Origin of the sequence: Cloacibacillus evryensis DSM 19522, from assembly GCF_000585335.1 — a bacterium.
GTDB classification, from domain to species: domain Bacteria; phylum Synergistota; class Synergistia; order Synergistales; family Synergistaceae; genus Cloacibacillus; species Cloacibacillus evryensis.
This window is the reverse complement of sequence record NZ_KK073872.1, coordinates 1,462,423-1,476,100: the sequence shown is the minus strand read 5'-3', so window position 1 is coordinate 1,476,100 and position 13,678 is coordinate 1,462,423. Positions and strand designations below refer to the sequence as shown.

Annotated in this window: 12 protein-coding genes; all 12 read right to left on the bottom strand. The window is 58.1% G+C overall.

Features of this window, described 5'->3' with window-relative positions; all coding sequences use genetic code 11:
• Positions 1-10: 10 nt before the first annotated feature.
• Complete coding sequence (locus tag CLOEV_RS06490) at positions 11-1,732, bottom strand: LPS-assembly protein LptD (protein ID WP_156938373.1); 1,722 nt, start codon at positions 1,730-1,732, stop codon at positions 11-13.
• Positions 1,732-2,277: an LPS export ABC transporter periplasmic protein LptC gene (lptC, locus tag CLOEV_RS06485; protein WP_008711402.1), complete on the bottom strand. Its 546-nt coding sequence runs from the start codon at positions 2,275-2,277 to the stop codon at positions 1,732-1,734. The genes CLOEV_RS06490 and lptC overlap by 1 nt, the downstream gene beginning before the upstream one ends.
• 14 nt (positions 2,278-2,291) lie before the next feature.
• Positions 2,292-3,446 (bottom strand): hypothetical protein, encoded by a 1,155-nt coding sequence (locus CLOEV_RS06480; protein WP_008711400.1) that lies wholly within the window; start codon positions 3,444-3,446, stop codon positions 2,292-2,294.
• Positions 3,447-3,448: 2 nt separating this feature from the next.
• The gene (locus tag CLOEV_RS06475) at positions 3,449-5,068 is read right to left on the bottom strand and encodes a CTP synthase (RefSeq protein ID WP_008711397.1); all 1,620 of its coding nucleotides are present in this window, start codon (positions 5,066-5,068) and stop codon (positions 3,449-3,451) included.
• 45 nt (positions 5,069-5,113) lie between these two features.
• Positions 5,114-6,526, bottom strand: coding sequence for a LysM peptidoglycan-binding domain-containing M23 family metallopeptidase (locus CLOEV_RS06470; RefSeq protein WP_008711395.1), 1,413 nt, complete (start codon positions 6,524-6,526; stop codon positions 5,114-5,116).
• 45 nt (positions 6,527-6,571) lie between these two features.
• Entirely contained in the window at positions 6,572-7,960 is a 1,389-nt protein-coding gene (rho, locus tag CLOEV_RS06465) for a transcription termination factor Rho (protein WP_425393615.1), read from the bottom strand.
• 621 nt (positions 7,961-8,581) lie between these two features.
• Positions 8,582-9,037 (bottom strand): hypothetical protein, encoded by a 456-nt coding sequence (locus CLOEV_RS06460; protein ID WP_008711392.1) that lies wholly within the window; start codon positions 9,035-9,037, stop codon positions 8,582-8,584.
• Positions 9,038-9,144: 107 nt separating this feature from the next.
• Complete coding sequence (locus tag CLOEV_RS06455) at positions 9,145-10,032, bottom strand: DUF4392 domain-containing protein (protein WP_008711390.1); 888 nt, start codon at positions 10,030-10,032, stop codon at positions 9,145-9,147.
• Positions 10,033-10,095: 63 nt separating this feature from the next.
• Positions 10,096-11,058: a 6-phosphofructokinase gene (gene pfkA / locus CLOEV_RS06450; RefSeq protein ID WP_008711388.1), complete on the bottom strand. Its 963-nt coding sequence runs from the start codon at positions 11,056-11,058 to the stop codon at positions 10,096-10,098.
• An 80-nt stretch (positions 11,059-11,138) separates the two neighbouring features.
• Complete coding sequence (locus CLOEV_RS15915; RefSeq protein WP_008711386.1) at positions 11,139-11,840, bottom strand: ComF family protein; 702 nt, start codon at positions 11,838-11,840, stop codon at positions 11,139-11,141.
• A gap of 61 nt (positions 11,841-11,901) precedes the next feature.
• Complete coding sequence (gene metK, locus CLOEV_RS06440) at positions 11,902-13,104, bottom strand: methionine adenosyltransferase (RefSeq protein ID WP_008711384.1); 1,203 nt, start codon at positions 13,102-13,104, stop codon at positions 11,902-11,904.
• Between the two features lie 128 nt (positions 13,105-13,232).
• Positions 13,233-13,640: a hypothetical protein gene (locus CLOEV_RS06435; RefSeq protein WP_008711382.1), complete on the bottom strand. Its 408-nt coding sequence runs from the start codon at positions 13,638-13,640 to the stop codon at positions 13,233-13,235.
• Between the last annotated feature and the right edge of the window lie 38 nt (positions 13,641-13,678).

The following is a 13,678-nucleotide window of genomic DNA, read 5'->3' as shown; positions in this document are numbered from 1 at the left end:
ACTGTAAAATTTAGAAATCTTCTTTTACGCTTTCGTTGCTGTCGGAGCCAAACTCAAGCTTGTATTCCGGATAGGCGTTGATATAGAATGTCAGTCCGAACTGGGTCTCGTTGTCCGACTTGTTGTCACGGTACCATACCTGCCAGGTCATGCAGTGTTTATCGTAGGTGAGCGCGTAACGCATGGATGATATCTTATCGGCCTGAAGGTCATAGTTGCCGCTGACCGCCAGATACCACTTTTCCCACGAAGCGCCTATCGGCAGCGGGATGGATACGCTCTGGCTGAATGATTCGCTGTCAGAGTAGTAATCCCAACTCATAGGGCTGCCGCCGTCGGCCCAGCGCCGGTAGTATGAGCTTGAAAAACTGATATCGCCGATCTTGTAGCTGAAGCCGAACCAGGCGTTGGTCACGTCCTGGGTCCTGTCCTTGTCATAATAATCATAGCGCGTGTATCTAGCGCCATAAAATGGTTTGAATATCCACAGGGACCATTTCGGCTGTCCGCGATATTCCGCTCCGTAGGCAAGACGTTCCGTCCACTCGCCGTCTTTGGAGAAGTTGTCGCTGTATTTTCCCAAAATGCCAAAGAGGCGAAACTGGCCGCCGGAAACGCCGTCGCTGAACCATGGCGTGTGCAGGTAAAATTCCGGTTTGCGCCAGACGTCGTAGTCGACGGAGACGTCGGGCTCTATCTCGTTGCCGACGAGGTCGCGCTCAGCCCACCAGAGCCTGGCGAGCCAGCCGTTTTTCTCATATAACAGCCCCCAGGCCGGACGCCACATAGTATCGTCCGTATCTTCGTTGTAAAGGTGTTTCACGGTCGCAAAGAGAGATAGGGAGTCCATTATTTCATAGTTATAGTTGAATCGGGCCTCCCAGATCCCCTTGCTCCAGTAAAGACCCGCGACGTCAAGTTCGCCCAGATCGCCCATGTCGATGGGGCCTTTTATTCCAAACCCCATCCCCTTGTTCGAACTGTAACGGATGATCGGCATCAGAGCGTCCCGGTTTTTCTTGCTGTTGGCGATGTAATCGAACGGGTAGGCCATTATCAGAGTCTTGCCGATGTAAAATTTCGGTTTTTTGATGACTGTTTTCTTGCCGGGATAGACGACCACTTTTTTCGAGACGAGCCGGTAGTGAGGGTTGGTGAAGTCGCAGGTCGTAGAGGTGACGCCGAGCCATTCGGCGACGTCTTCAGAGCCGCTCTGCTTCTTCTTTTTCTTCGGCGCACGCACTATGCCGAGCTTAACGGCCTCTTCTATGGGCATAAGCCTCACGGTGCCGCCCTGCATGTACATCGCTTCCGATTTGCCGGAGACCTGCGTCAGTACGCCGCGGCGCGTCTCCATATTATATTTAAGATGCTTACCGGTAAATTTATCGCCGCCGGAGAAAATAACGACGTTTTCACGGTGGTCGGAGTAAGCGTCCACTATATTCGTATCGGCGTTATATTCGGCGTAGGGGGCGAAAAGGCGCACCTGCTTATTGCGTACCTTCACATTGCCTTCGGCCACGGCAACGCCGGTATGTTCGTCATAACTGACCTCATCGGCATCAAGGAATACCTCGTTCGGCGGCTGTTTTGCCGTCCCTGCATCCTCTTCCGCGGGAGCCGCCATCGGAGCGGGCTCGCCTTTGTCTTCCGCGCGGGATGGCGCGGCCTGCGCAAAAAATATCATCGCGCAGAAAAGGACCGCCAGCAATCCCCTTCCGCCTTTCATCAGCGATCGCTCCATGTTATAGTCCCTCCGTCTGTAAGCCGGCATTCGCCGCTCTTTGTGTCATAGTATCCCTTTTTGCCCTCTATCAGCATGCGGCCGTCGCTGAGCGCGACTCCGTCGTCGAAGTTCCACTTCTCCGCCGCCGCCTCGTATTTTACATTGCCCGATTTGAGATTATATTCCTTGGCGTTTTCTTTCATGACGCCGTCGGCGCTTGTAAGCGATACATCGTTGTTCTCGCGGGTAAATGTTCCCTTGTCGGCGTATATGTGCGTCACCCTGCCGGCCGGGTCGGTGATCGTCACATCCATAGAATCTCCGTAGACGATGCCGTCTTTGTGTTCCACGCGCGGAGAGATCAATTTCCACTTTTTACCGTTGATCATCCGTTCTATCTCAATATTTTCGACGACCAGATCGGGGATCGGTATCTTGTTCATGGCGCTGAGGTTGAGGTCGCGCCAAAGATAAAATGCCCCGACGGCGATCACGAGGATCACCGTCAGGACGATAAGTTTCTTTCCGGATATTTTCCCTTTAAACACAATCTGGCCTTTCTCTAATTCAAAGGCGCGGATTGAGTCCCCTGCGGCGCGGAATCCTCCGTCTGTGTGATCGGCGTTATCTGCTGCGGTATCTTATAGCCGGAGATGGAGGCGCTATCCACCGTCTGGACATAGAAGGCCGTACCAGCCTTGAGCTGCTTGTCATTGCCGCGAATGAGGAAGCCGCCCGCCAGGCCTACAGGGCCAAGCAGCAGCGCGCCCCCAAAGCTGGCTCCCGCGGCTCCGATAATGCCGCTGTCCACCTCCATCGCCTTCTTGGCCGCCTCTCCGAGATTGACGGGGACGACGGAGGGTCCCAGCACTTCGACGCTGTCTATCCGCATCTCTATCTCGGAAGAGCGTCCGAAGCTGCGCGGCGGCTTGACCTTCGTTATATGGCCGAATACGCGGCTGCCCTTCGGCGCGACGAGCACGTCTCCAACAACGATCTGCTCGTTGAGGCCGAGGATTATAATATCGTCGACTTTGACATTCCGCACCGTAAGGGTATCAAGCAGCTCGGCTTTTACGATGGTCTCCTTCGGCAGGTCGAAGCGCACTGCGGTGATGCCGTCTGGGAGCAGTTTCGTCAGCAGGCGCTCCACGCGGGAGACCAGCGGGCCGGACTGGATAGCCCCTTCAAGGATGCCCTCCATAGAATCGACACGCTTCGAGAGCGACCAGGTCGGATGTATCTGCTGCTCGATCCCCCATTCGGCGACGGAAAGCTTGAAGAGCAGCGAGGGCTGGGTGCCGGTGCCTTTTTCAAGAAAATCGATCAGGGCCGTCTGGCGCTCGGTCAGGCTTCCCGGAAGCTCTCTGCCGAATACCGACTTTTCCACGTCGTTGAGCCTGTTCATAAGGCCGCCGTCACGGGGCCTCCCGTATACTATAGTCTCTATCCTCTCAAGCATCTGAAAGGCGGGCGCCGTATTCATCGGCTTGATTATCGTATTTTGCGTGCCGGTCGATACGGTAGCCGGGACCTGTGCGGCCGGCTCCGGGGCCGCCGCCGGGACGGCGGACGGCGCGGTGGACGCGGCTGTATTAGCCGGCGCGGTGTTGGCGGCGGGTGCCGTTACCGGGGTCGTACTCGTCGCCGCGAACGCCGCCGCGGCGGACAGAATAAGGCTTACGGTCAGTGATATGGCCAGTATGCGTTTTTTCATCTTTATTTTGCCTCCTTTTTAAGTTTTTTCTGCCTCTCAAGCGCCGCCGCGATGAAATCTTTAAAGAGCGGATGCGGCTTGACGGGACGCGAAAGGAACTCCGGGTGGAACTGTACCCCGATCATCCAGGGATGGTTGACGTTCTCCATTATCTCCACCTGTCCGCCGGCCGGGCAGATCCCGGCGACCTTCATTCCGGCGGCCTCAAACTCTTTGATGTACTTGTTGTTGAACTCAAAGCGGTGACGGTGGCGCTCCTCGATCTTATTGGCGCCGTATATCCTTTCGGCTTTTGAGCCGGCGCTGATATTGCAGGGATACGCTCCGAGCCTGGAAGTGCCGCCGATGTCCTTGACGTTTTTCTGCTCTTCCATCAGGTAGATGACGGGATCGGGCGTCTTCTCGTCCATCTCCAGGCTGTTCGCCCTCTTGAGTCCAAGCACGTTGCGCGCGAATTCGATCACGGCGACCTGCATGCCGAGGCAGAGCCCGAAATAGGGAATACCCTTTTCGCGGGCGTATTTAGCCGCGGCGATCATGCCCTCGACCCCGCGCTGGCCAAAGCCGCCGGGGACGAGTATCGCATCGGCGCCGCCCAAAATCTCCTCGACATTGCCGTTCTCGAGATCTCCTGATTCGACGGGGAACATCCTGACCTTTACGCCGTTGACGATACCAGCGTGCGAGACCGCTTCGTTGACGCTGAGATAGGCGTCTTTAGTCTCCGTGTACTTCCCTACCAGCGCGACGACGAGCTCGCCCTTACGGGTGTCGTAGCGATGCAGGAATTCCTTCCAATCTTTCATATCCGGAGCCTTATGCGTCGGCATTCCGAGTTTTTTGAGTACGAGATTGTCAAACTTCTGTGAGTGGAGCACTATCGGGATCCGGTAGATCGAGTCCGAATCAATCGCCTCGAATACCGCGCCGGCGGGGACGCTGCAAAAAAGACCGATCTTCTCTCTGAGATCCGGTCCCACCGGATACTGCGAACGGCAGACGATGACGTCGGGCTGTATGCCGATGCGGCGCAGCTCGTTGACGCTGTGCTGCGTAGGTTTGGTCTTCAGTTCGCCGGAGGCGGCGATATAGGGAACGAGCGTTACGTGACAGTAGAGGATATTTTCACGGCCGACGCGCCCAGCAAACTGGCGTATCGCCTCCAGATAGGGAAGCCCCTCTATGTCTCCGACCGTGCCGCCTATCTCGGCGATGACGACGTCTTTAGTGGCGCCGACATGTTCTATCCTGTCCTGGATCTCGTTCGTGATGTGCGGAATGACCTGCACGGTAGCGCCGTTGTAGCCGCCAGCCCGTTCGCGCTGGATGACGGAGGAATAGACTTTGCCGGTAGTGCAGCTGTTCTCGCCCATGATCGCCTCGTCGATGAAGCGCTCGTAGTGCCCCAGGTCCAGATCCGTCTCCGCCCCGTCGCAGGTGACAAATACCTCTCCATGCTGGAATGGGCTCATGGCTCCCGCGTCAACGTTGATATATGGGTCCATCTTTATGATGCTCACCCTGTAGCCGCGGCGTTTCAGCAATACGCCGAGCGACGCGGCGGTGATTCCCTTTCCAAGTGAAGAAACTACCCCTCCGGTGACAAAAATGTACTTAGTCATTGAATTAAGAACGCCCCTTTTTCGCATTTCTAAATTTGTCGATCTTTATCTGAGATGCCTTAACGGATTCTGAGGCGAGCCGTTTACGCGCACCTCAAAATGCAGGTGGTTTCCCGTTGAACGTCCCGTGCTGCCCACGAGGGCGATCGTCTGTCCCTGAGATACTTTAGTGCCTTTTGCCGCTATAAGCTTGCTGCAATGGCCGTAGAGCGTCGTCAGCCCCTTTGAATGTGAGATGGCGATCGTCTTGCCGTAGCCGCCCATCCAGCCGGAGTGGACGACCACGCCGGAAGAGGCGGCTTTGATAACCGTACCGCGCGGAGCGCGTATGTCAAGGCCCGAATGAAAGACCCTGCGCCTTCCGAAGGGGCTCTTGCGCCATCCGAACGGGCTTGATATCTGGCCGAGGACCGGCCAGCGGAAGCCCCTGACCGCGCCGCTTGATATTTTTACCGTCGCGGTGCGGACGCGTCCGTTTTTATTGGTCGCTATGCGTACCTCGGTAACTGCCACCAGCTTGCCGCCGGGCAGGAATATCTCGCTGCCGGCAACCAAAGAATCGCTCTTCATCGCGTTGGCGAGCAGGACCGATTCCTTCGTCGAGCCATACTTATCGGCAAGCTTGGCGAGAGTGTCTTTCTTCGCCACCTTTACGAATACGCCGTCCTGGTTCGGTATGCGCAGCTTCATCCCCAGCTTAAGGTGATTTATGTTGCCGCCGAGGATCTTTTGGTTGGACCCCACCAGAGTGTCGACGTCAAGGTTGAATTTATCGGATATCCCCCAGAGAGTGTCGCCCTCTTTCACCACATACTCCGAGATCTCCAGCAGTTTGCCCTTCTTCGCGAGGAGCAGCTCTTCTTTTTGAAGCTTTCTGACAAAAAGGAGCGTGGCGACGACGTCGTTGTGGCTGTCCGGCACATAGAGCACTTCGGAGGGATTGGCCTTCTCATTTTTCCGGAGGCCGTTGGCCTGGCGGATATCCTCTTCGCTGACGCCGAATTCTCCGGCTATCGACTCAACGGTATCCCCGGGCTCAAGCACGACCTCCGTCCAGTGTATGTCCTCGTCCAGAACGCTCTGATCGGAGCTGGATATGCGTCCGTCGTTCTTCGAGAGTATCCCATAAAGTTTAAGCTCCTCTTCGGTAAGTGTGGGGATGCTGGGCAGCGGCCCGATCGCCAGCGGCACTACCTCGGTACCCTCCGCCGCGGCGGCGTCCGCCGGCGCGGTCCCCGCGCTGTTCAGAAAATCAGAGACGTCCACAGTAAAGAAGCCCCGGTTGTCTTCGGGGCGTTCCGTTACAAATTCACTGTCAAGTCCGATCCAGTACATGCCTGTATGCTCTGCCGCCTTAGCGGCGAAGACGACGGCGCCTCCTACCGCGGCCATCAAAAAGATGATGAGGCAAACGGTCTTCCGTTGATTTGTTTTATGCATACCATCTCCGGCCTTCATAGCGCCACCTCTCAGCAATTCTCTTTAACTATAAAAAGTCCGTTTTTAACCAGCCTTTATTGTAGCAAGAAAATCGCGATTCGTGGGCGTATTTCTCAGCTTGTCGAGGATGAGATTTAAGACTTCGGCCTCGTCCATGTTGGCGATCTTCCTGCGAAGGCCCCAGATGCGCTGCAGATCGGCCTCCGGCACCATCAGTTCCTCTTTGCGCGTCCCTGAACGCGTGATGTCGAGAGCCGGGAAGATACGCTGTTCGGATATCTTTCTCGAAAGATGGACCTCCATGTTGCCCGTCCCCTTAAATTCCTCATATATCACGTCGTCCATGCGGCTCCCCGTCTCCACGAGCGAAGTGCCGATTATCGTCAGGCTGCCGCCGTTTTCAATATTTCGCGCGGCGCCGAAGAATTTCTTCGGGAAGTAAAGCGCGGCGGGGTCCATACCGCCGGAGAGCGTGCGTCCGGAGGGGGGAACGATGAGGTTCGAGGCGCGCGCAAGCCTTGTTATCGAATCGAGCAGCAGCACGACGTCCTTGGAAACCTCGACCAGCCGTTTTGCCTTTTCGAGGGCAAGCCCCGCGACACGAAGGTGCTCCTCCGCCGGTCTGTCGAAGGTGGAGGCGATGATCTCCCCGTCGACGGAGCGCGCCATATCGGTCACCTCTTCTGGGCGCTCGTCTATGAGCAGCACCATGAGGATGACCTCCGGGTGGTTTGTGGTTATGGAGTGCGCGAGGTTCTTGAGGAGCGTCGTCTTTCCGGCCTTCGGCGGAGATACGATCAGAGCGCGCTGCCCCTTGCCGATCGGCGCGAATATGTCGACGATGCGCGTCGCTATCTGCTTGCGGTCAGTCTCAAGTTCAAGTTTTTCTGTCGGGAATATCGGCGTCAGCGCCTCAAAATGCGGACGGCGTCGCGCCGCCTCGGGGTCGGTGAAGTTGACGTTCTCCACGCGGAGCAGGGCTTCGTAATGCTCCTGATCCTTCGGAGGACGGATGATGCCCCACACGACGTCGCCGTTGCGCAGGCCGAAACGCCTTATCTGTGAAGCGGAGACATATATATCGTTGCTGCTCGGGAGGAGTCCCGACGGACGCAGGAAACCGTATCCCTCGCTCATACACTCGAGCGTGCCGCCGTTGAAACGATAACCGAGCGCCTCCGCCTGCGTCTTCAATATATCGTTTATCAGGTCATCCTTGCGGCGTGTCGTTATCGAGCTCACGCCGATCTCCTTCGCTATCTTGCGCAGTTCGGCGAGCGTCTGGCCGGCCAGCTGATTAAAGCCGAGCTTCGGATGCTGATGTCGTATCTGTCCTCTGTCATTTTTCTGAGAATCGACTACGGGAAGGTTTCTGTTGTCCTCCGGGGCGTTTTCTGCTTCCGCCTCCGCGCCGTCCTGCGTCTCCGCGGCGGCCTCTATCTCTTTTGCTATTGCAAGCTCTTCGTCTTTTTCTTCTTTACCTTTGCCGCCTTCTTCGGCGGCGGCGGCGCCGTCGGAGGCCTGAGCAAGCAGAGCCGCTTCAGGTGTGATCTCATCGGCTTCCGCAGCGGCCTCGGGAGCGGCGGGCGTTTCCACGGGGAGAGCTTCCGCCTGCGTCGCCGGCGCGGAATCATCGGCGGCCGCCTCTTTGACGGGGGGCTCCTCCTTCACGGATGGGCGGCGAGACCTTCTTACCGTCTTTTTTTCCTCTTCAGCGGCGGCAATCCTATCCTCTTCGGGGAACAACGTTCCGGAGGCCTCTTCTACGGCCTTCTTCCTGCCGCGGCGTCCCTTGGTGGCGTCGGCGGCAGGCTGTTCCGGGGCCTCGGTCTCGGTCGTCTCTTCGGCGCTCTTCCTTCTGACGTAAGTCCTTTTTTTACGGACGGCCTTTTCCGCCTCCTCGGGAGCCGCTACGGCGCTCTCCTTCGTCTCCTCGGCGCTCTCGGCCGTTTCCGCGGCTTCGCTCTTCTTTGAGGCGGCGCGCCGGCTCACAGCAGCCTTCGGTTCCTCTGTGGGTTCTGTCTTTTTCCTTGGCAAATCATTAGCCTCCGTTTTAATATGAAGAATAAAATATCAATTCTTTCGTATGATCTCAAATTCCAGTTCGCTCAGCCGTTTTGTGGGTGATGAGATTGTTACGCGGTACTTTCCGACGGGAAGCGGCGTACCCTCTTCCCGCAGCAGATAGAACGCCCTGACACCGTCCTTGGTCATCAATTTCAGAGGCTCGGACAAGACGATGTCTTTTCCGTAATACCATGAAACTTCCAGATGGTTTCCTTCCGGTGCGGAAGAATATTGGAACCACAAGCAGACCTGACGTGTTCCGTATTGAATGGTGTTCATCACTTTATGGGGAAGCCTGTCGCGGTCAAGCTCCACACAGACAACGGCCTTATCTATGCGGAAAGAACTTCCCAAGAGACCCGTCTTGAGACTTGCTGCAACCAACACTACCAGCACTATGACCGCAACGCCCAGCAGTATCAACGGTCCCTTACCGGAACGCTTTTGGTAATTCTGATCCATATGTTCCACCAGTCTCTAACTTATTATTCTATCATGAGTTTGCCGGAAAATATATATACTTTTCTACGTAAAGCCCACGAAAATTTGAAAATATTATATAGCGCATCCTACGAAGAGCTCGGGCCCCGGTCAAAACTGTAAAGGCGCCAGAGCTCATTGAGCGAGGATATTATCCTATCCTGCAATATTATATCAAAACCGTCGACGGTGATATCGGGCAGACGGCTGATGCCGTCGACCGCGCCCAGCTCCTTCATGGCCTCAAGCATCGCCAGCTCCTCTCCGGCCTCCGGCCCGCGCCAGCTTCCCCACATAAAGGAAAGCGCCGCGGTCATCGCGTAGGCCCCCCAGTTACTGACGTCCACGGCGAGCGCGTAGTCCGTCCGCACCGTACAAAGGCAGGAGGCATAGGCGGGGAGCAGTTTTTTCAGCTCCTCATAAAAGTTTCCCATACCGACCTCATTGCCTCCGTCGCCGATGCCGAGCGTCGGTATCCCGCGTTCTCCGGCGGCGATGGCCAGCTCGTCCAGGGGCGGCGTCCACTTTGTGATATCCGCCTTGCGGAAGTTGTAATAGCCCCCGTCCTCCGCGCGGCCTAGACGTTCCGTAAAGATAACGCCTTCGGGCGGATCGTCGTCGAGCCGCTCCGGCGCGACCTTCACCAGCCGTTCGGGATATCCGGCGGCGGCGGCGGCCCCCTTCATCACATCGAGACACAGCTCGTCGGTCCATACCTCCGATCCGCGCCCCTCGCGCAAAAAAGCGCGCGCCAGCATCACCGCGCCGCCGGGGCCGTCCGTCTCTGGGGCTCCGGCCCCGGGAATATAAAACCCGGAGACGACGGCGACCTTCCTCAACGGAGCAAACGCCGCGGCCGCCGCCTGCCAATCGTCGGGACGGCTGAGCTTGGAAACGCCCCGTCCGCCCCTATCTCGCGAAACGATCGAGATCAACTTTCTGGCATAGGCCTCCGGTAGGCTCTTTTCAGCGGTCACGATATCTCCTCCTTGTCGATAACGGGTACGGATATCTGCCGGCAAACAGATCCGGACAGATATCTAAATGCTCAGCGTCTCCACCAGCCGCAGCATATCCGCGTCAAGCGGATGGCGCTGCGTCCACGCCGTTTCCAGCGGCACGGTCACGATCTCGCCCTTCGTCCTCCCCACCATCATGCCGCGTTTGCCGTCAAGCAGCGCCTCCACAGCCGCCGCCCCCAGGCGCGAGGCGAGGACGGTGTCGAAGCAGGAGGGCGCGCCGCCGCGCTGCAAGTGGCCGAGGACTACGATCCTCGGGTCATAATCGCAATGCCCCTTCAATTTTTCGGCGAGTTCTGAAGCGGACATCACCCCTTCGGCGAGGACGATCAGCGAATGCGTCTTGCCGCGCTGCTTCGCGTAGTGGATCTTGTTCGCTATCGCCTCCAGGTCGACCGGAAGTTCCGGTATCAGCACAAACTCCGCGCCGCAGGCGACGCCCGTTTCAAGCGCGAGAAAACCGGCGTGGCGGCCCATCACCTCGACGATGAACATCCGGTCGTGGCTCGAGGCCGTATCGCGCAGCTTGCTGATGCACTCAAGCGCGGTATTGCAGGCCGTATCAAAGCCGATCGTGCAGTCCGTGCCCGCCATGTCGTTGTCGATCGTGCCGGGAACGCCGACTACGTGAATGCCGCGGTCGTGAAGCTCCTTCGCCCCGCGGAAAGAACCGTCGCCGCCGATCACCACCAGCGCGTCGATATCGCTTTCCCTCAATTTCGATACGCCGGCGTTTATCCCCTCCGGCCTCATAAAGGCGGGACAGCGCGCGGTACGGAGCATCGTCCCGCCGTGGAGCAGTATCCCGCCGACGGAACTGCGCGTCAGAGGGACAAAGTCTCCCTCCAGCAGCCCCTCGTATCCGCGGCGTATGCCGACCACCTGCAAACCATGATATAAAGCCGTGCGCGTGACGGCGCGTATGGAAGCGTTCATCCCCGGCGCGTCGCCGCCGCTCGTCAAAACCCCGATTCTGCGAAGCATCTTTCGTCCCCCTTATCATGCCGTCCCGGCATATTTCTCATCTTTTATTTTTATGCGCGTTCTATTATAACAAACTTTGCCTATAACCAATATTCCCCATCCTCCGGCCAGGCTCCCGGGCGCTCCGGCGCGGAGACCCGCCGCGTCCATACGAGCACCGCCTTTACAATGGCTCCGGCCCTCTGCAGAGCAAACTTCGCCGCCCGCACGGTGCCGCCCGTGGTGTAAACGTCGTCCACAAGAACGACGCTCCTGCCCGCCAGCGCCGGCGAGCCCTCGAATGAATCAAAGGTCAGCGCCCGTCGCGCCTTCCCCCGTTTTTCCGTCTGCGCTCCGCTGCTGACACGCCATTTGAGTAGCCCTTCGCCGACCGGGATCTCCCAGCGCGAAGAGATCCCGCGCGCCATCAGCTCCGTCTGATTGAAAGCGCGGCGGCTGCCGGAATGAAGCGGCAGGGGGACAAGCAGCTCCGCCTCCTGCCTGGGTATCAGGCGCGCCATCTCCCTCCCGATCGCCTCTCCGAGCGGCCTCATATTCCTGTACTTTAAGGCAAGTATGAACCGGCGCGCGTCGCCGTCGTGCAGAGCCGCCGCGTAACAGGGCACGCTCTCATAACAGCAGTCCGCGCCGTACGCCCCGCCGCAGTCGGCGCAGAAAGGAGGAAGCGGTTTTTCCGCCGCCCCGCGCAGACAGCCGGGACAGTAGGCTGCCGACAGCCGGCCGCAGACCGGACAATGCTGGGGAAAGACTATGTGCGAAAGATAAGAAAAAAACCGCCGCATGACGTTCAAAAATCAAAAAACGGGCGGCATGAAGCCGCCCGGATCCTATCCATCCTGATACTTACGCGAAACGCTCCGCAGCCCGTTTCAAAGTCTCGGCCTTATCGGTGCGCTCCCAGGCCGGCATCGGGTTAAGATCGACGCGCCCCATGTGCCCATAGGCGGCAAGGCGTCTGTACTGCGGCTTGCGCAGGTCGAGGTCGCGGATTATCGCCGCGGGGCGGAAATCAAAATTCTCGCGCAGCAGCTTCGTGATCTCCCCGTCCTTTATCCTGCCGGTGCCGAAGGTCTCGACCATGATCGATACCGGCTTGGCGACGCCGATCGCGTAGGCTACCTGCACCTGGCAGGCGTCGGCGAGCCCGGCCGCGACGACGTTCTTCGCCGCGTAGCGCGCCATATAGGCCCCCGAGCGGTCGACCTTCGTCGGGTCCTTGCCGGAAAAAGCTCCGCCGCCGTGCGGCACCGCGCCGCCGTAAGTGTCGACGATTATCTTGCGTCCCGTGAGTCCGGTATCGGCCTGAGGGCCGCCCATCACGAAACGCCCCGTCGGATTCACGAGAATGCGCGGCTTCGCTGTGATGAGAGCCGCGGGAATGACCGGCTTGATGACGTGCTCGATAATATCGGCCTCTATCTGCTTCTGGTCGATCGCGGGATGGTGCTGCGTGCTGATGACCACCGTATCTACGCGCAGCGGCTTACCGTCCGCGTACTCGACCGACACCTGGCTTTTGCCGTCCGGACGCAGGTAGGGCAGCGTCTTATTCTTGCGGACCTCCGACAGGCGGCGCGTCAGCTTCTGCGCGAGCGAGATCGGCAGAGGCATAAGCTCCTCCGTCTCATTGCAGGCGTAACCGACCATCAATCCCTGGTCGCCCGCGCCGATGGCGTCTATCTCGTCGTCGGAGAGCTCCTTGGCCTCCTTCGCTTTATCCACGCCGAGCGCGATATCGGGAGACTGTTCGTCTATCGTCGTCAGCACGGAGCAGGTATCGCCGTCGAAGCCGTACTTCGCGCGCGTATAGCCCACATCCTTGACCGTCTTGCGCGCGATCTTCGGAATATCTACGTAGCAGGTCGTGCTTATCTCTCCCGCGACCACTATCAGCCCCGTGGAGACCAGCGTTTCGCAGGCCACGCGTCCCATCGGGTCGGCTTCGAGAATAGCGTCAAGCACCGCGTCGGATATTTGATCCGCGAGTTTGTCCGGGTGTCCCTCCGTCACCGATTCCGACGAAATAAGAAACCTTTCTTTGCTCATGTTCAAACACCTCCATAATATTTATGTCACTCGCGCTATTGTAACATCAATTTTATTTTTTGCATAATAGGCGCGGGGCTTCGGCAGGCGTTCCCGCGGCCCCGTGCCGCCGTCCTACAGCCACCAGGTCAGAGGCGGCGCCGTGAAGTGTCACCACTGTTGGAGTTGCTGACGTTTCCGCTGAGGTTGATGCTGAGCAGGGTGGGGCCAATGCCACTGGCGCCTACAACGCCGAAAAACCCCGCGTATTGCGCGCTGCTGACGACCTTCATTCCGGTTATCGGAAAGCCGCCTCCGTCGAAGATTCCACAAAAAGTTAGGCTGCTGTCGATACCATTGCCTATCGGCTCCCACAGATGCGCCGAGAGGTCTATCGGGGCCGTTATACGGATGATTTGCTGGCGTTTGGAGGAATCGCCAGGGTTTCGTTTCTCAAAAAAACTTGCCCTTCCGCTATTGTGCGCCCCCCCCCCTTTTCCGATACTTATGTTTCGCCAGCCCTCTGTGAGGACTCTTGCCTTTGGCCCTTCTCTCATTTGCAGCAGCTCCCTTCAAAAAGTTTTTCACGGCGCGC